At 76.1% G+C, this 22,532-nt stretch carries 23 protein-coding genes and 2 tRNA genes; 19 read left to right on the top strand and 6 right to left on the bottom strand.

Annotated elements, in window-relative coordinates:
* Positions 1-68: 68 nt before the first annotated feature.
* Both tig and K5O09_RS06580 read right to left on the bottom strand, forming a co-directional pair.
* Entirely contained in the window at positions 69-1,436 is a 1,368-nt protein-coding gene (gene tig / locus K5O09_RS06585) for a trigger factor (RefSeq protein ID WP_222172639.1), read from the bottom strand.
* A 237-nt stretch (positions 1,437-1,673) separates the two neighbouring features.
* Positions 1,674-2,135, bottom strand: a complete 462-nt coding sequence (locus tag K5O09_RS06580; protein ID WP_222172638.1) for a hypothetical protein — start codon at positions 2,133-2,135, stop codon at positions 1,674-1,676.
* A gap of 171 nt (positions 2,136-2,306) precedes the next feature.
* Here K5O09_RS06580 and K5O09_RS06575 point away from each other — a divergent pair, with 171 nt between their 5' ends.
* Entirely contained in the window at positions 2,307-3,725 is a 1,419-nt protein-coding gene (locus K5O09_RS06575) for an MFS transporter (protein ID WP_222171978.1), read from the top strand.
* A gap of 31 nt (positions 3,726-3,756) precedes the next feature.
* Here K5O09_RS06575 and K5O09_RS06570 read toward each other — a convergent pair whose 3' ends face one another.
* Complete coding sequence (locus K5O09_RS06570) at positions 3,757-4,332, bottom strand: hypothetical protein (RefSeq protein WP_222171977.1); 576 nt, start codon at positions 4,330-4,332, stop codon at positions 3,757-3,759.
* A 58-nt stretch (positions 4,333-4,390) separates the two neighbouring features.
* A tRNA-Pro gene (locus K5O09_RS06565) sits at positions 4,391-4,464 on the bottom strand.
* A 76-nt stretch (positions 4,465-4,540) separates the two neighbouring features.
* Between K5O09_RS06565 and K5O09_RS06560 the strand changes: the two genes are divergently transcribed.
* The 6 genes from K5O09_RS06560 (at position 4,541) to K5O09_RS06535 (ending at position 7,400) form a co-directional block, all read left to right on the top strand.
* Positions 4,541-4,611 (top strand) — tRNA-Gly (locus tag K5O09_RS06560).
* A gap of 49 nt (positions 4,612-4,660) precedes the next feature.
* On the top strand, positions 4,661-5,380 hold the full coding sequence (locus K5O09_RS06555; RefSeq protein WP_222171976.1) for an MSMEG_4193 family putative phosphomutase: 720 nt from the start codon (positions 4,661-4,663) through the stop codon (positions 5,378-5,380).
* Between the two features lie 9 nt (positions 5,381-5,389).
* The gene (locus K5O09_RS06550; RefSeq protein ID WP_222171975.1) at positions 5,390-5,941 is read left to right on the top strand and encodes a DUF3090 domain-containing protein; all 552 of its coding nucleotides are present in this window, start codon (positions 5,390-5,392) and stop codon (positions 5,939-5,941) included.
* Positions 5,938-6,729, top strand: a complete 792-nt coding sequence (locus K5O09_RS06545) for an SCO1664 family protein (protein WP_222171974.1) — start codon at positions 5,938-5,940, stop codon at positions 6,727-6,729. The genes K5O09_RS06550 and K5O09_RS06545 overlap by 4 nt, the downstream gene beginning before the upstream one ends.
* A 27-nt stretch (positions 6,730-6,756) precedes the next feature.
* Positions 6,757-7,005 carry a hypothetical protein gene (locus tag K5O09_RS06540; RefSeq protein ID WP_222171973.1) on the top strand — a complete coding sequence of 83 codons (249 nt, stop codon included), beginning with the start codon at positions 6,757-6,759 and terminating at the stop codon, positions 7,003-7,005.
* Positions 7,002-7,400 (top strand): type II toxin-antitoxin system VapC family toxin, encoded by a 399-nt coding sequence (locus K5O09_RS06535; protein ID WP_222171972.1) that lies wholly within the window; start codon positions 7,002-7,004, stop codon positions 7,398-7,400. The genes K5O09_RS06540 and K5O09_RS06535 overlap by 4 nt, the downstream gene beginning before the upstream one ends.
* Positions 7,401-7,430: 30 nt before the next feature.
* Here K5O09_RS06535 and K5O09_RS06530 read toward each other — a convergent pair whose 3' ends face one another.
* Entirely contained in the window at positions 7,431-8,396 is a 966-nt protein-coding gene (locus K5O09_RS06530; RefSeq protein WP_222171971.1) for an alpha/beta hydrolase, read from the bottom strand.
* A 465-nt stretch (positions 8,397-8,861) separates the two neighbouring features.
* Between K5O09_RS06530 and cysK the strand changes: the two genes are divergently transcribed.
* Both cysK and epsC read left to right on the top strand, forming a co-directional pair.
* Complete coding sequence (gene cysK, locus K5O09_RS06525) at positions 8,862-9,797, top strand: cysteine synthase A (RefSeq protein WP_222171970.1); 936 nt, start codon at positions 8,862-8,864, stop codon at positions 9,795-9,797.
* Between the two features lie 14 nt (positions 9,798-9,811).
* Positions 9,812-10,534: a serine O-acetyltransferase EpsC gene (gene epsC / locus K5O09_RS06520; RefSeq protein ID WP_222171969.1), complete on the top strand. Its 723-nt coding sequence runs from the start codon at positions 9,812-9,814 to the stop codon at positions 10,532-10,534.
* 62 nt (positions 10,535-10,596) lie between these two features.
* Here epsC and K5O09_RS06515 read toward each other — a convergent pair whose 3' ends face one another.
* Complete coding sequence (locus tag K5O09_RS06515) at positions 10,597-11,043, bottom strand: methylglyoxal synthase (RefSeq protein WP_222171968.1); 447 nt, start codon at positions 11,041-11,043, stop codon at positions 10,597-10,599.
* Between the two features lie 120 nt (positions 11,044-11,163).
* Here K5O09_RS06515 and K5O09_RS06510 point away from each other — a divergent pair, with 120 nt between their 5' ends.
* The 10 genes from K5O09_RS06510 to K5O09_RS06465 all read left to right on the top strand — a co-directional run bounded on the left by K5O09_RS06510 (position 11,164) and on the right by K5O09_RS06465 (position 22,527).
* Positions 11,164-11,532, top strand: coding sequence for a GntR family transcriptional regulator (locus tag K5O09_RS06510; protein ID WP_222171967.1), 369 nt, complete (start codon positions 11,164-11,166; stop codon positions 11,530-11,532).
* Positions 11,529-12,551 carry a DUF1648 domain-containing protein gene (locus tag K5O09_RS06505; protein ID WP_222171966.1) on the top strand — a complete coding sequence of 341 codons (1,023 nt, stop codon included), beginning with the start codon at positions 11,529-11,531 and terminating at the stop codon, positions 12,549-12,551. The genes K5O09_RS06510 and K5O09_RS06505 overlap by 4 nt, the downstream gene beginning before the upstream one ends.
* Before the next feature lie 74 nt (positions 12,552-12,625).
* Positions 12,626-13,681 (top strand): LLM class F420-dependent oxidoreductase, encoded by a 1,056-nt coding sequence (locus K5O09_RS06500; RefSeq protein WP_222171965.1) that lies wholly within the window; start codon positions 12,626-12,628, stop codon positions 13,679-13,681.
* 55 nt (positions 13,682-13,736) lie between these two features.
* Positions 13,737-14,945 carry a benzoate/H(+) symporter BenE family transporter gene (locus tag K5O09_RS06495; RefSeq protein ID WP_255596174.1) on the top strand — a complete coding sequence of 403 codons (1,209 nt, stop codon included), beginning with the start codon at positions 13,737-13,739 and terminating at the stop codon, positions 14,943-14,945.
* Between the two features lie 645 nt (positions 14,946-15,590).
* The gene (locus K5O09_RS06490) at positions 15,591-16,490 is read left to right on the top strand and encodes an ABC transporter ATP-binding protein (protein ID WP_222171964.1); all 900 of its coding nucleotides are present in this window, start codon (positions 15,591-15,593) and stop codon (positions 16,488-16,490) included.
* A 68-nt stretch (positions 16,491-16,558) separates the two neighbouring features.
* The gene (locus K5O09_RS06485) at positions 16,559-17,620 is read left to right on the top strand and encodes an aliphatic sulfonate ABC transporter substrate-binding protein (protein ID WP_222171963.1); all 1,062 of its coding nucleotides are present in this window, start codon (positions 16,559-16,561) and stop codon (positions 17,618-17,620) included.
* Between the two features lie 59 nt (positions 17,621-17,679).
* Positions 17,680-18,567, top strand: a complete 888-nt coding sequence (locus tag K5O09_RS06480) for an ABC transporter permease (protein WP_222171962.1) — start codon at positions 17,680-17,682, stop codon at positions 18,565-18,567.
* Positions 18,564-20,627 carry an acetate--CoA ligase gene (gene acs, locus K5O09_RS06475; protein ID WP_370635532.1) on the top strand — a complete coding sequence of 688 codons (2,064 nt, stop codon included), beginning with the start codon at positions 18,564-18,566 and terminating at the stop codon, positions 20,625-20,627. The genes K5O09_RS06480 and acs overlap by 4 nt, the downstream gene beginning before the upstream one ends.
* Entirely contained in the window at positions 20,624-22,039 is a 1,416-nt protein-coding gene (locus K5O09_RS06470) for an O-acetylhomoserine aminocarboxypropyltransferase/cysteine synthase family protein (RefSeq protein WP_222171961.1), read from the top strand. The genes acs and K5O09_RS06470 overlap by 4 nt, the downstream gene beginning before the upstream one ends.
* Complete coding sequence (locus K5O09_RS06465) at positions 22,036-22,527, top strand: CoA-binding protein (protein WP_222171960.1); 492 nt, start codon at positions 22,036-22,038, stop codon at positions 22,525-22,527. The genes K5O09_RS06470 and K5O09_RS06465 overlap by 4 nt, the downstream gene beginning before the upstream one ends.
* The last annotated feature ends 5 nt before the right edge of the window (positions 22,528-22,532 follow it).

The raw sequence follows: 22,532 nt of genomic DNA, 5'->3' as shown, positions 1-22,532 counted from the left end.
CGGGGCGGTGGGATGCAGAGGGGCCCCGCACCGGTGCGGTGCGGGGCCCCTCAGGGTCGTGCGGGTGCTCAGGCCTTGGCGTCGGCCTCGGCGGCCTCCGGCTCGGTGGCCTCGGGCTGGTCGGTCTCGGCGGCCTCCTGGGCGGCGTCGTCCTCGTCCGAGCCGATGTACTCGGACAGGTCGACCGCGGCACCGGAGCCGTCGACGACGGCCACGTGACGCAGCGCGACGGCCAGCGCCTTGGAGCGCGCGACCTCGGCGACCATAGCCGGGATCTGGCCCTGCTGGTCGATGGTCTGGATGAACGTGTTCGGGTCCATGCCGTACTGGCGGGACGCGCTCACCAGGTAGTCGACGAGCTCGCCCTGGTTGACCTTGACCTCGAGCTTCTCGGCCAGGGTGTCCAGGAGGATCTGGTTGCGCAGCGCGGTCTGCGCCTGCTCGGTCACCTCGGCGCGGTGCGTGTCGTCCTCCAGGCGGCCCTCGGACTCGAGGTGGCGGTGCACCTCGGCCTCGACGGCACCCTGCGGGACGGGGATCTCGATCTGCTCGAGCAGCTGCTCCAGCAGCAGGTCCCGCGCCTGGACCGCCTGGTTCTGGCCCTTGATGCGGCCGGCCTGCTCACGGAGGTCCGCGAGGAGCTCGTCGATGGTGTCGAACTCGGACGCCATCTGCGCGAAGTCGTCGTCCGCCTCGGGCAGCTCGCGCTCCTTGACGGAGGTCGCGGTGACGGTGACCTCGGCCTGCTCGCCGGCGTGCTCGCCGCCGACCAGCGTGGTCGAGAACGTGGTGGTCTCGCCGGCCGACAGCCCGGTGAGCGCCTCGTCGAGGCCCTCGAGCATGTTGCCCGAGCCGATCTGGTAGGAGACGCCGGAGACCGTGTCGACCTCCTCGCCGTCGATCTTGGCGACCAGGTCGATGACCGCGAAGTCCTTCTCGGCGGCCGGGCGGTCGACGCCGACCAGCGAGCCGAAGCGCTCACGCAGCGCGTCCAGGCGGCCCTGCACGTCCTCGTCGGTGATCGCCGAGTCGTCGACCGTCACGGACAGGCCGTCGATCTCGGGGATCTCGATCTCGGGGCGGACCTCGACCTCGGCCGTGAAGACCAGGTCGCCGTCGGTGTCGCCGGCCACCAGGCCGGGGACCTTCGTGACGTCGACCTCGGGCTGGCCGAGCGGGCGCAGCTTGTTCTCGCGGACGGCCTCGGCGTAGAAGCCGGACAGGCCCTCGTTGACGGCGTGCTCCATGACCGCCGGGCGGCCGACGCGCTGGTCGATGATCCGCGGCGGGACCTTGCCCTTGCGGAAGCCGGGGATGTTCACCTGCTCCGCGATGTGCGCGTAGGCGTGATCGATGCTCGGCTTGAGCTCGTCGTACGGAACCTCGACGGTCAGCCTGACCTTGGTGGGCTCCAGGGTCTCGACGGCGCTCTTCACTTCAGTGCTCTCCAACTGCTCGGACGGTCGGTGCCGGGGGTCCGGCGTGGGGCGCTCGGGCGCACCGGCGAGGCGGATCCTCGCTCCCCCGTGGGCGGCACGCTGCGGCGCGTGCGGGCATGACTGATCGCTCGCACCGGCCCGACGATCCTACGCCACGGGCCCGGACCGCCGCCAAAGCGGGGGCGCGCGGACGGCAGGCGCTCCCTGGCCGGACGCCTTCGCGACGCCCGGGCCTCAGCGCATGCGCCGGGCGTCCCGCCAGGTCCGCCACGCCCCCGTCGACCACAGCGCCCACGCCACGAGCCCCACCTGGAACGGCAGCCGGGCCGCGCGCTTGGCGTCCGAGTCGAGCCCGAAGGCGTCGGTGTGCGTGAGGTACTGCGACACGTTGCCCGGGAACACCGCGACGAAGAACGCTGCCGCCACCCAGCCCACGGCGGCCCGGTACCGCCGCGGGGCGACCGCGAGCGCCGCCCCGAGCGCGATCTCGACGACGCCCGAGCCGAGCACCACCGCGTCGTCGTCGACGGGGACCCAGCCCGGCACCTGCGCCTGGAACTCCTCGCGCGCGAACGTCAGGTGGCCCGTGCCCGCGAACGCCAGGGCCGCGCCCAGCGCGAGACGCCCCGCGGTGCGGAGGCGACCGCCGGGCGGGTCGGCGAGCAGGCGGGTGGGCTCGGCCGGGGTGCGGGACATCGGGACCTCCGAGGTGGGCGCGGGGTGTGCTCGCATCCCACCACGGTCCTGCGCCGGCCGCGCCCGGTCCGGCGCGGTCCTCGCGCGCCCGGGCCGTGCTCCGTAGGCTCGCTCGCGTCGCACCCGGGGGCACGGGTCGCCGGGGTCGTGCACGGGAGGGGGCTCGAGCCGATGACTGCGGACGACGCGCCGGCCGCCGCCCCGGCGCGGAGCCGTTCCGTGCTCACCCTCGCGGTGTCCCTCGTGCTCGTCGAGCTCCTCGCGGGGATGCAGCGCTACCTGTCCCAGACCGTGCTGCCGCTGGTCGCCGCGGACCTCGACGGGGCGCACCTGTACGGGCCGCTGGACGCCGCCGCGCAGGCGCCGATGTTCCTCACGATGCCCCTGGGCGCGTGGTTGCTGTCGCGGTTCTGCGTCGGGCGGCTGCTGGTGGTGCTGACCCTCGTGACGGTCGCCGGGGCGGTGCTGTGCGCGCTCGCGCCCTCCATGGTCGTGTTCATCGCCGGCACCGCCGTCCGGGCGGCGGCGGCGGGGGCGCTCGCGACCGTCGGCATGGGGGTCGTCGCCCGGGGTCTGCCGCCGCGGCACCGGCAGCTCGTGCTCGCCGCGATGTCGGGCGTGTGGCTCGTGTCGTCGGTGCTCGGCCCGGTCTACGCGGCCGGGGTCGCGACCACCCTGGGGTGGCGGTGGGCGATGGTGCTGTACCTGCCCGTGCTGCTGGTCGTGCGCCTCGTGGTCGCGCGGGCCGCGCCCGAGCGGCCGGAGTCCGTGCCGACCGAGCCCGCACCGTGGGGGTGGGCCCTGGTGCTCGCCGCCGGGTCCGCCGTGCTCGCGCTGCCCGTCGGCGCCTGGTGGCCGCTCGTCCTGCCCGCCGGCGCCGCGCTCATGGTCGGCGCCGCGGCGCGGATCCTGCCCGCGGGGACGCTCCGCGCGCGGTCCGGGCGCCGGGCGGGGCTGACCGCGCTGGGCGTGACGGCCGCCGTGTACTTCGGCGCGACGATGGTGCTGTCGGTGGTCGCGCACGACGCCCTGGGGCTCGGCACGCGTGACGTCGCCGTCGTGGTGGCCGCGCCGGGCCTGCTGTGGGCCGTCGCGGCGCTGTGGACCGGCTCGCACCCGGCGCCGACGGACGCGGCGTTCCGACGACGCGCGGCGCTCGCGTCCGGGAGCCTCGCCGCGGGCGTGCTCGTGCTGCTGCTGGCGGTGCTCGTGGCAGGCCCTGGCCGGGCGGGCGTCCTCGCGGCCCTCGTCGCCGGCGGCGGGCTGCTCGGAGCCGGCATGGGCATCGTCTACCCCGACCTGCTCGGGCGGTGCCTCACCCCGCCCGCCCGCGACGACGGCATCTCCGAGGACCGCGTGGCCGCCGCGGTCGTCCTCGCGGAGTCCGTCGGCATGGCCCTGGCGACCACCGCCGCGTACGCGTGGCTCGGGGGCGGCTCGGCGCTGCTGGCCGAGCCCGTCGACCGCGCCCGGGTGCTGTACGCGGTGCTGCTGGGGGTCTCGGTGGTGGTCGTGCGGCGGCTGCTCGCGGCGGCGCGGCCGGACGTCACGGGCACGGCGGCGGACGGCGCGGGACGGCGAGCGGCCTGAGCCACCACCGCCGCAGGTGCGACCGCCCGCGTCAGGCCTGCGTCAGCAGCGGCAGCGTGCGGGCCCACAGCGCGGGCTCCGCGCCGTCCTCGGGGAACGGGTCCGGCCGCGGGGGCCGCGGCGAGGACGAGGGGCCCGAGACGAGGTCGAGGTAGGCGGCGTCGTACTCCGGTGCGGGCTGCGCCCGGGGCACCCGCACCCGCGACGTGGCGGCCCGCCCCCGCACCCGCTCCAGCTCGCGGCGTGTGTCGTCGCGCAGCCACGCCGGCCCGCCCGCGGAGAACTCGAGGTCGGGCAGCGCGCTGCCCGGGTCCCGGAGGTGGTCGGCGACCAGCAGGCCGCGCACGTGGTGCAGCACCGCCCGGTCCTGCGGGCGCTCCACCCACACGTGCAGCGCCATGTCGCAGCAGTGCACGGCCGTCTTCGGCTGCTGGTCGAGCAGCGCGGCGCTGACGTCCGCCAGCCACGCCTCCGGCGTGTACGCGCCGCCGTCCAGCCGCCAGGCCATCGCGGTCCGGGACAGCGGGTACCAGTCGCCGGCGGCGAGGAGCGTCAGGCACTCCTCGCGCCACGACGCGGCGGGACGGCGTGCAACAGGATGGAGCACCTCGCCAGGCTACGGCCGCGCGCAGACGACCGGGCGACGCGACGCGTCGGCGTCTCGGTCGGGATGGACGGATTCGAACCGACGACCTTCCGCTCCCAAAGCGGACGCGCTACCAACCTGCGCCACATCCCGTCGCGGCGAGTCTAGTGGCGGGGACGGTGCCGCCGGAGCGGGTACCCTTGTCCGGCAGCCCGCACGCCGGGCCTGCGCGGATGTAGCTCAATGGTAGAGCCCCAGTCTTCCAAACTGGCTACGCGGGTTCGATTCCCGTCATCCGCTCCGACGCCCCCGACCCGCCGCAGGCGACCCCGCCGCCTAGGCTCGCGCCATGGCCACCGTCCTCCTCGTCCGCCACGGCCGCACCACCGCGAACGCCTCGGGTCTCCTCGCGGGCCGCACCGCCGGGATCCGCCTCGACCGGGTGGGCCGGGACCAGGCCGTCCGGACGGCGGAGCGGCTCGCCGCCGTCCCGCTGGTCGCGGTGGTGACGAGCCCCCTGGAGCGGTGCCGGCAGACGGCGCGCGCGGTCACGGACCGCCAGGCCGACGCCCCCACGGCCCGGGTCGACGCCCGCCTGACGGAGTGCGACTACGGCTCCTGGCAGGGCCGGACGCTGAAGGACCTGGCCGCCGAGCCGCTGTGGGCGACCGTCCAGACGCAGCCGAGCGCCGCGACGTTCCCGGGCGGCGAGTCGCTGGCCGCGATGCAGGCGCGGGCGGTCGCGGCGGTGCGGGAGCAGGACGCCGCCGTCGAGGCGGAGCACGGACCCGGGGCGGTGTGGGCGGCCGTCACGCACGGCGACATCGTCAAGGCGGTGCTCGCGGACGCGCTCGGGATGCACCTGGACCTGTTCCAGCGGCTGGCGGCGGGGCCCGCGTCGGTGTCGGTGGTGCGGTACGGACCGGCGCGGCCCGAGGTCGTCGCGGTGAACACCGACGCCGGGGACCTGTCGTGGCTGCGGGGCGCGGCGCCCGCCGGGGACGCGCCGGTCGGTGGCGGCGCCGGGCCCGCGGGTGCTCCCCGTGACGGTGTCGGACCGCGCTCCTAGCATGGGTGCATGCCGACCCTCGTCCACCTGCACGACTGGCCCGACCGCGCCGTGATCGGCACGGTCGGCCGTCCCGGTCAGCGCACGTTCTACCTGCAGGCCCGCACGGGGCGCCGCACCACGAGCGTCGCGATGGAGAAGGAGTGGGCCGCAGTCCTGGCGGACAAGATCGACCTCATCCTCGACGAGCTCATGACCGAGGACGGCAACCGCTACAGCGTCCCGGCGGAGGCCACCCCCGAGCTCGTCGACGAGGACCCGGTCGACCAGCCCGTCGAGGAGGACTTCCGGCTGGGCTCGATGCGGCTGAGCTGGGACGCTGCGACGGGTCAGGTCGTCGTCGAGGCGTTCCCTCTGGTGGAGGTCGAGTCGGAGGACGAGGCCGCCGCGCTCGAGGAGATCGAGCCGGAGGAGGCGATGATCCTGCGGATGCCGGTGGGCAGCGCGCGGGCGTTCGCCGAGCGGGCCCGCCGGGTCGTGCGGGCCGGCCGGCCTCTGTGCCCGCGGTGCGGCGAGCCGGTGGACCCCGACGGCCACGTGTGCGACCCCGGGGACGCGTGACCGCGCCCGACACCCGCGACGCGCCGCAGGAGGACCTGGAGCGCGGCGACCTCGAGGTGGTGGGCCGGATCACGACGGCCTCGAACGCGACGTTCCTGGCCCGGATCGGCGGGACGTCGGTGGTCTACAAGCCCGTCGCCGGCGAGAAGCCGCTGTGGGACTTCCCGGACGGCACACTCGCCCGGCGCGAGGTCGCCGCGTACCTCGTCTCCGAGGCCACCGGCTGGGGCGTCGTGCCGCGCACGTGGCTGCGGGACGGCCCGCTCGGCGCCGGGATGGTGCAGCTCTGGCAGGAGCCCGACGCGGCGCAGGACCCCGTCGACGTGCTGCCGGCCGACCGCGTGCCGGGGGCGGGCTGGCGCGCGGTCGTCGAGGGCGAGGACGAGGCCGGCTCCCCCGTCGTGCTGGTCCACGAGGACTCGGCGGCGCTGCGCCGCATGGCGGTGCTGGACGTGCTGCTCAACAACGCGGACCGCAAGGGCGGGCACGTGCTGCCGGTGCCGGGCGGCCACCGGTTCGGCGTCGACCACGGCGTGACGTTCCACGTCGAGCCGCGGCTGCGGACGGTGCTGTGGGGCTGGATCGGCGCGCCGCTGGACGGCGACGAGCGCGCGGGCGTCGAGCGGGTGCGCGACGGGCTGGGGGGCGAGCTCGGCGCGGCGCTGGCGGACCTCCTCGCCGAGGCGGAGGTCGCCGCGCTGGCGGCCCGGTGCGCGCGGCTGCTGCGCGACGGCCGGTTCCCGGGGCCGGAGGGGGACATGCCCGCGGTGCCGTGGCCGTTGTTCTGACATGCAATCTGCATGCATCATGGAGGCATGGTGGCGATCCAGATCCGTGACGTCCCGGACGACGTCCGGGACGTGCTGACCGAGCGCGCGCGGTCGCGCGGCCAGAGCCTCCAGGCGTTCCTCCGGGAGGTGGTGCTGCGGGAGGCGTCGTTCGCCCACAACGTCGCCGTGCTCGACTCGATCGCCGGCTGGCGTCAGGGCGGGTCGGCGACCGGCCAGGACGTGCTCGACGCGCTCTCGGCGGCGCGCGAGGAACGTCCCGGCGGCGGAGCGTGATCGTCCCGGACGCCTCGGCGTTCGCCCTGACCTTCACCGCCGACGACCCGCGCGCGGCAGCGGCCGACCACGCGCTGCGGTCCGACCCCGCGTGGCTGGTGCCGGAGACGTGGCACACCGAGGTGCTGTCCGTGATCCGGGGGCTCTGGCGGGGCGGGAAGCTCGACCCGGCGCGAGCGGACGCAGCGGTCGCGGCACTGTCCACCGCGACCGTGGCGGTCACCGCCGTCGCCCCGCTCGTGCCCCGGATGTGGCAGCTGCGGGAGAACCTCTCCAGCTACGACGCCGCGTACGTCGCCGCCGCGGAGGCGCACGACCTCACCCTCGTCACCGCGGACGTCCGCATCGCGCGGGCCGGGGTCGCCCGCTGCCCGGTACTGACGCTCGCGGCCTGAGCCCTCGGCGTCGTGCCGCGCGACGGCGTCTCAGGCCCGCGCGAGCGTCACGTCCAGCCACCCGAGCACCTCGTCCAGGTACCGGGTGCGGGCCGGCAGGGGCGACAGCGCCAGGTCGTGCGCCCCGCCCGGGACCTCGACGCTCGTGACGTCCGCGCCGAGGCGGGGGGCGAGCCGCCGCATGTCGGCGACGTCCAGCACCGAGTCGGTGGTGAGCAGCGCGTCGTGCCAGCGGTCGTCCGGGCCGGTCGCGTCGGAGGACAGGACCAGCACGGGCACGTCGATGGCGAGCCCAGCCGCGACGGCCGCGTGGCCGCGCCGGACCGCGCGGACGAAGCCGGCCCGCACCGGGAACCCCTCGTGCGGCTTCCAGCCGAGGTCGTAGTCCCACTCGCCGCCGGAGGCGCTGTGCAGCGCGCGGCCGTAGTGCTCGCCGAGGTGCGAGACGACCAGCCGCGGCGCGACGCGTCCCAGCACGTGCACGATCGCCCAGGTCGCGACGGTGCGCTCCAGCAGGGAGCCCCGCAGGTCCAGCCACGGGCTGTTGAGCACCACCGCGTCGACCCGCCCGAGGCCGCGCCGGTGATGCGCCCACAGCGCGGCGACGAGCCCGCCCGTCGAGTGGCCGAGCAGCACCACGCGGTCGTGCTCGGCGCGCAGCACCCGCACGGCGGCGTCGAGCTCCTCGGCGTGGACGGCGAGGTCGTGGGTGTCGTTCGGCACCCGGCCGGGCCGGATGGAGCGGCCGTAGTCGCGCAGGTCGAGCGCGTACAGGTCGTAGCCGCGGCCCGCGAGCGCGTCCCCGACGTGGGCCTGGAAGAAGTAGTCGACGAATCCGTGCACGTACAGCACGGCGGGCCGGGTGCGGTCGGCGGCGGCGTCGCGGCGGTGCACCAGGGTCGCGACGGGGTCGCCGAGCGCGTCGGGTCGCAGGTGCATCGTGCGCTGCACCCAGTCGCCGCCGAGCACGTCCGGGACCGCGTCGTCCAGCCTCATGCCGCGCATCGTGCCACGGCGGCGCACCACCCGGTGGCGGGGACGCGGGGCGTGGCGCACCGTGGACGGGTGACGACGGGCGCGGAGGAACCCCTGGTGACGGCACTGACGGCGCCCGGCGGACGACCCGGGCATCTTTGTCGCCGTCCGCGCGTTACGGTTACTGTCGGGCCTGTCGGCCCCGACGCCGACCTGACGGGAGAGGGAGCCGGGCATGCGCGTCACCGCGTCCAGCACCGTGCGTTCCCTGTCCCGCCCCGCGACGTCCCGTGCCCCGCGGCGCACCTGTCGCTGTCGGTAGAGCGCTGGCCCCACCGCCGTCCGCGTCGCACCCCTGACGGGTCCGCCACGCCCCGGCCAGCGCTCGCCTCGGACCCCACGGCAGGGCGTCCGCCCGTGCCGTGCGATGCAGGACCCGTCATCCCCGGTACTCCCACCACCTGACGAGAGAAGGACGGACGCGACATGGCACGCATCTACGACGACGCGACGAAGCTCATCGGCAACACCCCCCTGGTCCGCATCAACAAGCTGACCGAGGGTGTCGGGGCGACGGTCGTCGGCAAGCTCGAGTTCTACAACCCCGCGAGCTCGGTGAAGGACCGCATCGGCGTGGCGATCGTCGACGCCGCCGAGGCGTCCGGCGAGCTGAAGCCGGGCGGGACCATCGTCGAGGCGACCAGCGGCAACACCGGCATCGCGCTGGCGTTCGTCGGCGCCGCGCGCGGGTACGACGTCGTGCTGACCATGCCGGAGTCCATGTCGAAGGAGCGGCGCGCGCTGCTGCGGGCGTACGGCGCGGAGCTGATCCTCACGCCGGCCGCCGAGGGCATGAAGGGTGCGGTGAACCGGGCGAACGAGATCGTCCAGGAGCGGCCGGGCGCCATCCTCGCCCGCCAGTTCGCGAACGAGGCGAACCCCGCGATCCACCGCCGCACGACCGCCGAGGAGATCTGGGCGGACACGGACGGCGAGGTCGACATCCTCGTCGCCGGCATCGGCACGGGCGGCACCATCACGGGCGTCGGCCAGGTGCTCAAGGAGCGCAAGCCCGGCGTGCAGGTCGTGGGCGTCGAGCCCGCCGAGTCGCCGATCCTCAACGGCGGCCAGCCCGGCCCGCACAAGATCCAGGGCATCGGCGCGAACTTCGTGCCCGAGATCCTCGACACCGGCGTGTACGACGAGATCGTCGACGTGGACGCCGAGACGGCCGTGGCCGTGGCCCGCCGGGCCGCGAAGGAGGAGGGCCTGCTCGTCGGCATCTCGTCCGGCGCGGCGCTGCACGCGGCCATCGAGCTGGGCAAGCGCCCGGAGAACGCCGGGAAGCTGATCGTGGTGATCATCCCGTCGTTCGGCGAGCGCTACCTGTCCTCCATCCTGTACGCCGACCTCCTGGACTGATCGGACACCCCGCGATGACCTCCACCACCCGGCTGCCGCGCCCCGACGGCGCCTCCCGCCCCGACGAGGGGCGCGGGGTGCCGTCGCCGGCGCGCCCGGCGTCCGCGACGGGCCGCCCCGTCGCGGACGGTCCCCGCAGCGCGTCGGACCACTGGCGCCGTCTGCGGGCGTTCGCGCGGACGCTGCGCGAGGACCTGGACGCGGCCCAGCGCCGCGACCCGGCCGCGCGGTCGGGGCTGGAGGTCGCGCTCGCCTACCCGGGCCTGCACGCCGTGTGGGTGCACCGGGTGGCCCACCGGCTGTGGCAGCGGCCGGGCCTGCGCCTGCCGGCCCGGCTGCTGTCCCAGGCGTCCCGCGCGGTGACCGGGGTGGAGATCCACCCGGGCGCGACCGTCGGGCGGCGGCTGTTCATCGACCACGGCATGGGCGTGGTGGTCGGCGAGACGGCCGTGATCGGCGACGACGTCGTGCTGTTCCACGGCGCGACGCTCGGCGGCAAGACGATGCGCCGGGGCAAGCGGCACCCCACGGTCGGCGACCGCGTCGTCATCGGCGCCGGGGCGAAGGTGCTGGGGCCGGTGTGGATCGGCGACGACGCGCAGGTCGGCGCGAACGCGGTGGTGCTCAAGGACGTGCCGCCGGGAGCCGTCGCCGTGGGGGTGCCGGCGACGATCCGCCAGCGCCCGGTGTCCGCTCCCCCGGAGCCAGAGGTCGACGACCCGGCGATCTACATCTGAGGCACCGCCCGACCTGACGCACCGCGAGCCGGCCCCGGACGGGGCCGACCCGCGGTGTCGCGTCACTCCGTCGGCGCGCTGCCGTCCCACCCGCGCGGGGTCAGCTCCGGCCGGTGCGTCCACCGCTCCGCGAGCATCGGGCTGGAGATCAGCATGTCCGCGGTGGCGCGGTTGCTCGCCATGGGGACGTTCCAGACCGCGCCGATGCGCAGCAGCGCCTTGACGTCGGGGTCGTGCGGCTGCGGCTCGAGCGGGTCCCAGAAGAAGATCAGCATGTCGATGAGGCCCTCGGCGATCTTGGCGCCGATCTGCTGGTCGCCGCCGACCGGGCCGGACAGCAGCCGCGTCACGGGAAGGCCGAGCTCGTACTCGATCATCGTGCCGGTGGTGCCGGTGGCGTAGAGGTGGTGGCGTGAGAGCGTGCCGCGGTTGAACTCCGCCCACCGCAGCAGCTCGACCTTCTTGTTGTCGTGCGCCACGAGGGCGATGTGGTGGGCTGCACCGGGCATGGTGGGCGTCCTTCCGTGCGGCTGGCGGGACGTGCGGCACGTCCCGGGGCACACCCTAGGGCTCACGGCCGTGCGGTCGCCCACTTGTTCTAGTTGTCATCGAACAACTAGGGTGGCCCCGTGCTGTTCCGCATCGACCCCACCTCCGCCGAGCCGCTGTTCGCGCAGCTCGCCGCCCAGGTGCGCGCGGGCGTCCTGCACGGCGAGCTGCGACCGGGGACCCGCCTGCCGTCGGCGCGGGACCTCGCGGCGTCCCTGGACGTCAACCTGCACACCGTGCTCCGGGCCTACCAGGACCTGCGGGACGAGGGCCTGATCGACCTGCGACGGGGCCGCGGCGCGATCGTCTCCCACCGGCCGCCCGCCGACCTCGCACCCGTGCACGACGCGGTCGCGGCACTCGTCGCCGCCGCCGGGTCCGCCGGCCTCGCCCCCAGCACCACGCTCAGCCTCGTCAAGGACGCCCTCGCCCCGCAGGAGACCCGATGACCGCCACCGAGCCGCGCACCACCGACGGCCGGACGCCCGGACGCCCACCGGTGCCGCACCGGCTGTCCACCACGCTGCTCGGGCTGGTGCCGGGGCTGACGGTGCTGGTCGCGACGGCGCTGGTCGTCACGTCGTGGCGCGACGACCTGCCCGACCCGGTCGCGGTCCACTTCGGCCAGGACCGCCCCGACGGGTACGGGTCGGTCGGCGGGACGCTCGCGCTCATGCTGGGCGTGTTCGGCACGCTGACGGTGGCGATGTGGCTGCTCGCCGTGCTGCGCGGCCGGGACTCGATGACGCGCCGGATCGCCGTGGGCACGTCGACGGGCCTGGCTGTGTTCGGCTCGCTCGTGCTGGCCGGGACCCTGTGGCTCCAGCGCGGCCTGGCCGACGCGGCCGACACCCCCGACGTCGACCCCGTGATCGGCCTCGCGCTCGCCGCCGGGCTGGTCGCCGGCGGCCTGTGCGCCTGGGCCGCTCCCGGCGACGCCCCCGTGCCGGCGGACCGCGGGCGCACCGGGCTGACCGGCGCGCGTCTGCCGCTCGGCCCCCAGGAGCGCGCCGCCTGGACGGGCCGGGTCGTGAGCCGCGTCGCGCTCGGCGTCGGAGGCGGAGCGACCCTGGTCGTCGCCGTCCTGGTCGCCGTGCTCGACATGCCTGGGCTGATCGTGCTCGTGCTCGCGCTCCTCCTGCTCCTCCTGACCGGCGCGGTCATCGTCGTCACGGTGGACGCCCGAGGTCTCACCGCGCGGTCCGCCCTCGGCTGGCCCCGCTTCCACGTCCCGCTCGACGAGGTGGAGTCCGTGACCGTGCGGCAGGTCCGCCCGCTGCGGGAGTTCGGCGGCTGGGGGTTCCGGGTCGGCCTGGCCGGGCAGGTCGGCTACGTGCTCCGCACCGGCGAGGCCATCGAGGTGGGACGCACCCGCGGGCGGTCCTTCGTCGTGACGGTGGACGACGCAGCGACCGGCGCGGCGCTGCTCACGACGCTCGCGGACCGGCAGCGCACCTCGACCGTCTAGCGGCGCGGCCGGCCCGGACCAGGCAGCATGGGTCCGGCGCGCTCAGCGGCGAGCGCGCCGACGAGGAGGCACGCATGCGGCTCGGCTACCACACCGGCTACTGGTCCGCGGGTCCACCCCCGGGCGCCGCCGAGGCGGTGCGCGACGCGGACCGGCTGGGCCTGGACTCCGTCTGGACCGCCGAGGCGTACGGGTCCGACGCGTTCACCCCGCTCGCCTGGTGGGGGTCCGCGACGTCGCGCGTCCGGCTCGGCACCGCCGTCGCGCAGATCGCGGCCCGCACCCCGACGGCCACCGCGATGGCGGCCCTGACGCTCGACCACCTGTCCGGCGGGCGGTTCACGCTCGGGCTCGGGGTGTCCGGCCCGCAGGTGGTCGAGGGCTGGTACGGGCTGCCCTACCCCCGTCCGCTGGCGCGCACCCGGGAGTTCGTCGCGATCGTGCGGGACGTGCTGCGCCGCGAGGCGCCGGTGCGGGCGGACGGGGAGTTCTACCGGCTGCCGCTGCCCGAGGGCGAGGGCAGCGGACTCGGCAAGGCGCTGCGGTCCACCGTGCACCCGCTGCGCGCCGACCTGCCGATCCACCTCGCCGCCGAGGGGCCGCGCAACATCGCCCTGGCGGCGGAGATCGCCGACGGCTGGCTGCCGCTGTTCTGCGCCCCGCGGCTGGACGGTGAGATGCGGGGGCTGCTCGCCGACGGCTTCGCCCGGCGGGCCGCCGGCACGCGACCCGTGGAGGAGTTCGAGGTGACGGCGACCGTGCCGGTGGTGCTCGGCCCCGACATCGAGACCGCTGCCGACGCCGTGCGGCCCTTCGTCGCCCTGTATGCCGGCGGCATGGGGGCCCGGGGCGCCAACTTCCACGCGAACGCCCTCGAGCGGCTCGGCTACGCGGAGGCGTGCGCGGAGGTCCAGGCGCACTACCGGGCCGGCGACCGCGCGCGGGCGGCCGCGGCGGTCCCGACGGAGCTCGTGCAGGACATCGCGCTGGTCGGGCCGCCCGACGCGGTGCGGGAGCAGGCCCGCGCGTGGGACAGCACGGTCGTCACGACGCTCCTGGTGCAGGCGAGCCCGGAGCAGCTCCCGGAGATCGCCGCGCTGCTCGGACCGGGGGCGCGCGCGGGCGGCTGACGGCTCCGGGGCACCCGCAACGTCGCCGACACACGGCTCGGCTACGGTCCGCCGCGTGACCACCCCGCCACCCCTGGACACGGCCCCGCCGGAGGGTCGGGCCGCGCCGCGGGACACCGCGACGTCCGTGTCCGCCGGCGTCGTCACGGCGCTGGTCGGGTTCACCAGCGCGTTCGCGGTGGTGCTGGCCGGCCTGCGCGCGGTCGGGGCGACGCCCGCGCAGGCGACGTCGGGCCTGCTCGCCGTGACGGTCGCGATGGGTGCCGCGACGGTGCTGCTCGCGTGGCGGACGCGCCTGCCGATCACCGTCGCGTGGTCGACACCCGGCGCGGCGCTGCTGGCGGGTACGGGGGCGGCAGCCGGCAGCTGGCCGGAGGCGGTCGCGGGGTTCGCCCTGTGCGGCGTCCTGCTCGCCGCGTTCGGCCTGTGGCGGCGGCTCGAGCGCTGGGTGCGGCTGATCCCGGTGCCGCTCGCGAACGCGATGCTCGCGGGCGTGCTGGTGGACCTCTGCCTGGAGCCGGTGCGCGCCGTCGCCGACCGGCCGCTGCTGGTGGGTCCCGTGGTGCTCGTCTGGCTCGTGCTGCTGCGCCTCGCACCCCGCTGGGCCACGCCCGCGGCGATGGGCCTGGCCGTGGGGATCGCCGTCGCGTCGCCCGCGGTGCGCCACCTGGACGCCGCGAGCCTGCTGCCGACGCTCGCGTGGACGACTCCGCAGCTGTCGTGGACCGCGGTGGTGTCGGTCGCCGTGCCGCTGTTCGTGGTGACGATGGCCTCGCAGAACATCCCGGGGCTCGCCGTGCTCGCGGGCTTCGGGTACGCGGCACCGCTGCGCCCCGTGATGCTCGTGACCGGGCTGGGGACGGTGCTGGCCGCGCCGTGGGGCGGCCACGCGATCAACCTGGCGGCCATCAGCGCCGCCCTCGCCGCCGGGCCCGCCGGAGGTCCCGACCCGCGGCGGCGCTGGCGGGCCGCCGTCGTGGCCGGCCTGGGGTACGTGGTGCTGGGCGCCGGGGCGGCGGCGGTGGCCGCGGTGGCCCTGGCAGCGCCGGGCGGGCTGATCGCGGCAGCCGCGGGTCTGGCGCTCCTCGGGACGCTCGCGGCGTCGCTCGGCGCCGCCTTCGGCGCGCCGGGTCACCGGGAGGCGGCGGCGGTGACGTTCCTGGTCACGATGTCGGGGATCGCGGTCGGCGGCATCTCCGCGGCGTTCTGGGGGCTGCTCGCGGGCCTCGCCTGCCACCTCGCGCTCCGCGGCGCCCGCCGCTGACCCGCGTCCGGGATCACCCCGGGCACCTGGCGCGCCGGGCTTGTGGTGCGCCGCCGGTCCCCGCTACTGTCGACCCCGATCCCGAGGCGTGAACTTCCACGTCTCACATGACGAGACGTCATGACGGCGCGCGACAGCGAGAGGAGGCGGCCCGTGGCCCGGTCGACGCACCCGCGCACGACCCAGCGCCCGGGCCGGCCGATGCCCGGCCGCTGTCGCTGCGCCGTCGGCTGTCCGCGCTGTCCGCAGGCCTGTCGCGCCGCCTGACCGGACCCGGTGACCCCGGCTCCGCTCAGGAGCCCCACCGCGGTGCCCGACCGGCACCGCCCGGGACGCCCGGGTCCACCGGACCCCGCCCGACAGGCCGCACCGCCGGACCCGCCCCCCGCACCGCCCCGTCCACCGCTGACCGGCGGTCCGGGCCGGGGCACGCACGGTCCCGGCACCGCGCGCGACGCGCCGGTCACACCCGGCCCGGCGCCCGCCGACCCCGCCCGCAGGCGCCCGGCCGCGCACCCGGCCGGACCTGCCCCCTGGTGCAGCCGGCACCACGCACCATCGGCCCCGGGCCCCCGCCCACCCCCGCACCGCCCGCCCTGCACCGCCGCCCGCCACCGCCGGTGGCCCGACGACCTGGGACCTCGCATGACCTCCCCCACCCGCTCCACCACGGCGCCCGCCGCGACCACCGCCGCGCCCACCGCCACCGCCGCGCCCTCGGCACCCGCCACGCCCGCGCCGACCGGCACCGCCCGCCCGGTCGGGATGCGCGGCGTCGCCCGGGCGTTCGCCACCCCGGAGGGCACCCGCACGGTGCTCGCCGGCGTCGACCTCGACGTCGCCGCCGGCGAGGTCGTGGCCGTCATCGGCCCCTCCGGCTGCGGCAAGTCGACGCTGCTGCGCCAGGTCGCCGGGCTGGACCGCCCGGACGAGGGCGAGATCCTGCTGGGCGGCTCGCCCGTCGGACCGTACGACCCGCGCACGGCCGTCGCGTTCCAGGAGCCGCGGCTGCTGCCGTGGCGGACGCTCGCGCAGAACGTCGCGCTGGGGCTCCCTCGCGGCACGCCGCGGCGCGACGCCCGTGAGCAGGTGGCGCGGCTGCTGGACCTCGTCGGCCTGTCCGGCTCGGCGGGCCTGCGGCCCCGGCAGGTCTCGGGCGGCATGGCGCAGCGCGCGTCGCTCGCCCGGGCCCTCGCCCGGCGCCCGGCGGTGCTGCTGCTCGACGAGCCGTTCGGGGCGCTGGACGCGCTCACCCGGCTCCGGATGCAGGACCTGCTGCTCGACGTCCACGCCGAGCGTCCGACGACGGTCCTGCTGGTGACCCACGACGTCGAGGAGGCGCTGTTCCTCGCGGACCGCGTCGTCCTGCTCGGCACGCCCGACGCGGAGCGGGCGTCCGTGCGCCGTGTCCTGCGCGTGCCGGGTGCCCGCCCCCGGGACCGCGCCGACGCCCGCCTCGCCGAGCTGCGCGCCGAGCTGCTCGACGGCCTCGGCGTCCCGACCCACCACCACGTGCACGACCCCGACCTGCACCACACCATCTGACCCGCCCTCCCCCACGCCCTTCCCCACCCGCCCCCGACGGGCACCCACCCACCGAGGAGTCGACCGACATGACCGCCCGATCCCGCGCCACCGTGCGCCGCCCCGCCGCCGCCGTGGCCTCCGTGCTCGCCGCGACCCTGCTGCTCGGCGGCTGCGTCGCCGGCGAGGGCGAGGCTCAGGCCGGCTCCGCCCCCGAGGGGGGCGACGACTCCACCTGGAGCGCCGACACCCTCACGCTGGACTTCGCGACCTACAACCCGCTGAGCCTCGTCATCAAGGACCAGGGCTGGCTGGAGGCCACCCTCGGCGACGACGTCACCGTGGAGTGGGTGCAGTCGGCCGGTTCGAACAAGGCCAACGAGGCGCTGCGGGCCGGCGCGGTCGACGTCGGCTCGACCGCAGGATCGGCCGCGCTGCTGGCCCGCGCGAACGGCTCCCCCATCCGGACGATCGACATCTACTCCCAGCCCGAGTGGTCGGCGCTCGTCGTGCCGGAGGGGTCCGGCATCACCGACGTCGCGGACCTCGCGGGTCGGTCGGTCGCCGCCACGAAGGGCACCGACCCGTACTTCTTCCTGCTGCAGGCGCTCGATGCGGCGGGCGTCGACCCGGCGGACGTCGAGGTGCAGAACCTCCAGCACGCCGACGGCAAGGCCGCGCTCGAGAACGGCTCCGTGGACGCCTGGGCGGGCCTGGACCCGCTGATGGCTGCCAGCGAGGCGGAGGCCGGGTCGACGCTGCTGTACCGGAACGTGGACTTCAACACCTACGGGTTCCTCAACGCGACGCAGGACTTCCTGGACGCCAGCCCGGACCTCGCGCAGGTGGTCGTCGACGCCTACGAGAAGGCGCGCGGGTGGGCGCAGGAGAACCCCGACGAGGTCGCCGCGATCCTCGCGGACGTCGCCGGCATCGACCCGGCGGTGGCCGAGACGGTGATCACCGAGCGCACGACGCTCGACATCGACCCCGTCCCGGGCGACGCGCAGCGCGCGGTGCTCGAGGTGGTGGGGCCGATCTTCGTGGAGTCCGGCGACGTGGCCTCGCAGGACGTGGTCGACACCGCGCTCGACGAGCTGTTCGACCCGCAGCTCGCCGAGGCCGCGGACCCGTCCACGATCGCGGACTGACCTCCCGCCGGCGGCCGCGCCCCCGCGGCCCCCGGCCCCACCCCTCCCGAGGAGCCCCCATGTCCCAGGTGCTCGGCACCGCCACCGTCGCGGGCACGTCCGCCCCGGTGACGGACGACCGCGGCCGCGTCCGGCCCGGCCGGAACCCGTTCAGCCCCGGCCTCGGGCCCGGACCCCGCGCCGCGGGGCCGCTCGGCCGGCGCCCGGTCCGCGTGGCGCTCGGCCTCGTCGTCCCCGCCCTGCTGCTGCTCGCGTGGCAGTGGGTCACGGCGACGGGGCGGGTCGCGCCGTACCAGCTGCCCAGCCCCGCGTCCGTGTGGACCGCCGCGGTGGACCTCACAGAGCGCGGCCTGCTGGGCCCGTACGTGGCGATCTCGACGCAGCGCGTGCTGCTCGGCTTCGTCGCGGGCGCCGCGCTGGGGCTCGCGCTCGGGTCGCTGGTCGGGCTGTCCCGGCTGGCCGGCGCCCTGCTGGAGCCGGTGCTCGCGGCCGTGCGCGCGGTGCCGTCGCTGGCGTGGGTGCCGCTGCTGATCCTGTGGCTGAAGATCGGCGAGGACTCGAAGATCACGCTCATCGCGATCGGCGCGTTCTTCCCGGTGTACACGACCGTGGTCGCCGCGCTGCGGCACGTCGACCCGCACCTGGTGGAGGCCGGGCGCGCCTACGGGCTGCGCGGGCCGCGGCTGCTGGGCGGCGTGCAGCTGCCCGCCGCGCTGCCCGCGGTGGTGGCCGGCCTGCGACTCGGCATGGCGCAGGCGTGGCTGTTCCTGGTGGCCGCCGAGCTCATCGCGTCGTCGATGGGGCTCGGGTTCCTGCTGACGGACTCCGGGCAGAACGGCCGCGTCGACCGGATCCTGCTGGCGATCGTGCTGCTGGCGCTGCTGGGCAAGACGACCGACGCGCTGATCGGCCTGGCCGAGAAGCGCCTGCTGAGGAGGTGGTCGTGACCTTCACGGCCCTGCAGTCCGAGACCCGCAGCTACCCGGCGCCCGACCGCCCCGTCGGGGTGGCCGGCGGCTGGAACGTCGACCCCGCGGCGGACGCCGCCCTGCGCGAGCGCGCCGCCGCCGACCCGGTGGGGTTCTGGGAGGACGCCGCCCGCCGCCTGGAGTGGGCGGAGCCCTGGCACACCGCGCACACCTGGTCCCCCGCCGTGCCCGGGCCGGACGGCGAGCTCACCGTGCCGGAGGCGCGCTGGTTCGTCGGGGGCCGCCTCAACGCGGCCGTGAACTGCGTCGACCGGCATGTGGCTGCGGGCCGCGGCGACAAGGTCGCGATCCACGCGGAGGGCGAGCGCGGCGACCGCCGCTCGTTCACGTACGCCGACCTCCAGCGCGAGGTGGCGAGGGCGGCGAACGCCCTCACCGACCTGGGCGTCGGGCCGGGCGACCGGGTCGTGGTCTACCTGCCGGTGATCGCGGAGACCGTCATCATGACGCTGGCGATCGCCCGGATCGGGGCGGTGCACTCGCTGGTGTTCGGCGGGTTCTCCGCGGAGGCGGTGCGGTTCCGGGTGCAGGACACCGGGGCGAAGCTGCTGGTCACCAGCGACGGGCAGTTCCGCCGCGGGCAGGCCGTCGAGGTGAAGTCCGCGGCCGACGCCGCGGTCGAGGGCCTGGACCACGTCGAGCACGTGCTCGTGGTGCGGCGCACCGGGCAGGACGTCGCCTGGACCGCGGGGCGCGACGTCTGGTGGCACGACGTCGTGGACACCGCCTCCGACCGGCACGAGGCGCAGGCGTTCGACGCCGAGCACCCGCTGTTCATCATCTACACCTCGGGCACCACCGGGAAGCCGAAGGGCCTGGTGCACACCACGGGCGGCTACCTCACGCACGCGTCGTGGTCGCACTGGGCGGTGTTCGACGCCAAGCCGGACGACGTCCACTGGTGCACCGCGGACCTCGCGTGGGTGACCGCGCACACCTACGAGATCTACGGCCCGCTGACCAACGGCGTCACGCAGGTGATCTACGAGGGCACGCCCGACACGCCCCACCGCGAGCGCCACCTGGAGGTGATCGAGCGGTACGGCGTCACGGTGTACTACACGGCGCCGACGCTGATCCGGACGTTCATGACGTGGTTCCCCGGCGGCCTGCCGGACCGCTACGACCTGTCGAGCATCCGGCTGCTCGGGACGGTCGGCGAGGCCATCAACCCCGAGGCGTGGGTGTGGTTCCGCCGCGAGCTGGGCGGCGACCGCGCGCCCGTGGTCGACACGTGGTGGCAGTCCGAGACGGGCGCAGCCGTGATTGCCCCGCTGCCCGGTGTGACGACGCTGAAGCCCGGCTCGGCGACCCGGCCGCTGCCGGGCCTGTCCACCCGCGTGGTCGACGAGCACGGCGCCGACGTGCCGCGCGGGTCCGGCGGGTTCCTGGTGATCGACCGCCCGTGGCCCGGCATGGCCCGGACCGTGTGGGGCGACCCTCGGCGGTACCTCGACTCCTACTGGCGGCCGTTCGCGGCGCAGGGGTTCTTCCTGGCGGGCGACGGCGCGTCGTGGGACGCCGACGGCGACGTGTGGCTGCTGGGCCGGGTGGACGACGTGGTGAACGTCGCCGGGCACCGGCTGTCCACCATCGAGATCGAGTCGGCCCTCGTCGCGCACCCCGCGGTCGGTGAGGCCGGCGTCGCCGGGGTGGCGGACGCGGTGGGCGGGCAGGCCGTCGCGGCGTTCGTCGTGCCGGCCGTGCCACCGGGCCCCGTCGAGGACGTCGCCGCGTGGCGCGCCGCCGCCGACGCGCTGCGCGACGAGCTGCGGGCGCAGGTCGCCCGCGAGATCGGGCCGGTCGCCAAGCCGCGGCACGTCGTCCTCGTCCCGGAGGTCCCCAAGACCCGCTCGGGCAAGATCCTGCGCCGCCTGCTCGCCGACCTGCACGACGGCCGGCCGCTCGGCGACAGCACCTCGCTGCAGAACCCCTGGGCCGTGGAGCAGGTGGCCGCCCTGCTGCCCCGCGCCCCCCGCCCCCACCCCACGACGGCCGAGGAGGCCCTGCCCGCATGACCACCGAGGAGCACCGCTTCGGCTTCCGCACCCGCGCGCTGCACGCCGGGGCGATCCCCGACGCCGCGACCGGCGCGCGCGCCGTGCCGATCTACCAGACGACGTCCTTCGTGTTCGCCGACACCACCGACGCGGCCAACCTGTTCGCGCTCCAGAAGTACGGGAACATCTACTCCCGCATCGGCAACCCCACCGTGGCGGCGTTCGAGGAGCGCATCGCCTCGCTCGAGGGGGGCATCGGTGCCGTGGCCACGGCCTCCGGGATGGCCGCGGAGTTCGTGACGTTCGCCGCGCTCGTCGGGGCCGGCGACCACGTGGTCGCCTCCGCGCAGCTCTACGGCGGCACGGTCACGCAGCTCGACGTCACGCTGCGCCGGTTCGGGGTGGAGACCACGTTCGTGCCCGGCACCGACCCGGCCGACTTCGCCGCGGCGATCCGCCCGGAGACCAAGGTGCTGTACACCGAGGTCGTCGCGAACCCGTCCGGAGACGTCGCGGACCTGGCCGGTCTGGCGGAGGTCGCGCACGCCGCCGGCGTCCCCCTGGTCGTGGACGCGACGCTGTCGACCCCGTACCTGGTGCGGCCGATCGAGCACGGCGCGGACATCGTCATCCACTCGGCGACCAAGTTCCTCGGCGGGCACGGCACCACGCTGGGCGGCGTGGTCGTCGAGTCCGGTCGGTTCGACTGGGGGAACGGCAAGTTCCCGCAGATGACCGAGCCCGTGCCGTCGTACAACGGCGTGTCCTGGTGGGGGAACTTCGGCGAGTACGGGTTCCTCACCAAGCTGCGCTCCGAGCAGCTCCGGGACATCGGCCCGGCGCTGTCGGCGCAGTCCGCGTTCCAGCTCCTCCAGGGCGTCGAGACGCTGCCGCAGCGGCTCGACGCGCACCTCGCGAACGCCCGCGCGGTCGCGGAGTGGCTCGACGCGGACCGGCGCGTCGGCGCCGTGCACTGGGCGGGGCTGCCGTCCCACCCCCACCACGAGCGGGCCGCGCACTACCTGCCGCTGGGCCCCGGGTCCGTGTTCGCGTTCCGGCTGGCGGCCACCCCCGAGCGCTCCGGTCGTGAGGTCGGACGCCGGTTCATCGAGGCGCTCCAGCTCGCGAGCCACCTCGCGAACGTCGGCGACGCCCGCACGCTCGTCATCCACCCCGCGTCCACCACCCACCAGCAGCTGTCCGCCGCGCAGCTCGAGGCCGCGGGCGTCCCCGAGGACCTCGTGCGGATCAGCGTGGGGCTCGAGGACCCGGAGGACATCCTCTGGGACCTCGACCAGGCGCTGAGGGTCGCGACCGCCACCGACGACGCCACCGACGACGGCAGCGGCTCCCCCGGTCGCCCGGCCGCCCTCCCCGTCCCCGCAGTCGGGACCGCCGACGCCTGCGCCCTCCCGGAGGTCACCCGATGAGCACCGCGACCCGCACCTGGCAGGGCCCGTCCGCCCCGGAGCGGCTGGCCCTGCTGCGCCGCACCCGGTCCATCGCGATCGTGGGAGCGTCGAACAACCCGTCCCGGGCGTCGTTCTTCGTCACGACGTACCTGCGCTCCAGCTCCCCGTACGACCTGTACCTGGTGAACCCGCGCGAGACCGAGATCCTCGGCCTGCCCGTCTACCCGTCGCTCGACGCGCTGCCGGTGGTGCCGGACCTCGTCGACGTGTTCCGCCGCCACGACGACCTGCCGACGGTGCTCGACGAGACCCTCGCGGTGGGCGCCCGGGCGCTGTGGCTCCAGCTCGGGTCCTGGCACGAGGACGTCGCGCGCCGCGGCGAGGAGGCCGGGCTGACCGTCGTCATGGACCGGTGCGTGAAGATCGAGCACGCCCGGTTCCACGGCGGGCTGCACCTCGCGGGGTTCGACACGGGGGTCATCAGCTCCCGGCGCGCGCTGCCCTGACCGCG

Origin of the sequence: Cellulomonas sp. C5510 (genome assembly GCF_019797765.1) — a bacterium.
GTDB lineage: Bacteria > Actinomycetota > Actinomycetes > Actinomycetales > Cellulomonadaceae > Cellulomonas.
The sequence above is the reverse complement of the archived record's forward strand: the minus strand, read 5'-3'. Positions and strand labels throughout refer to the sequence as shown.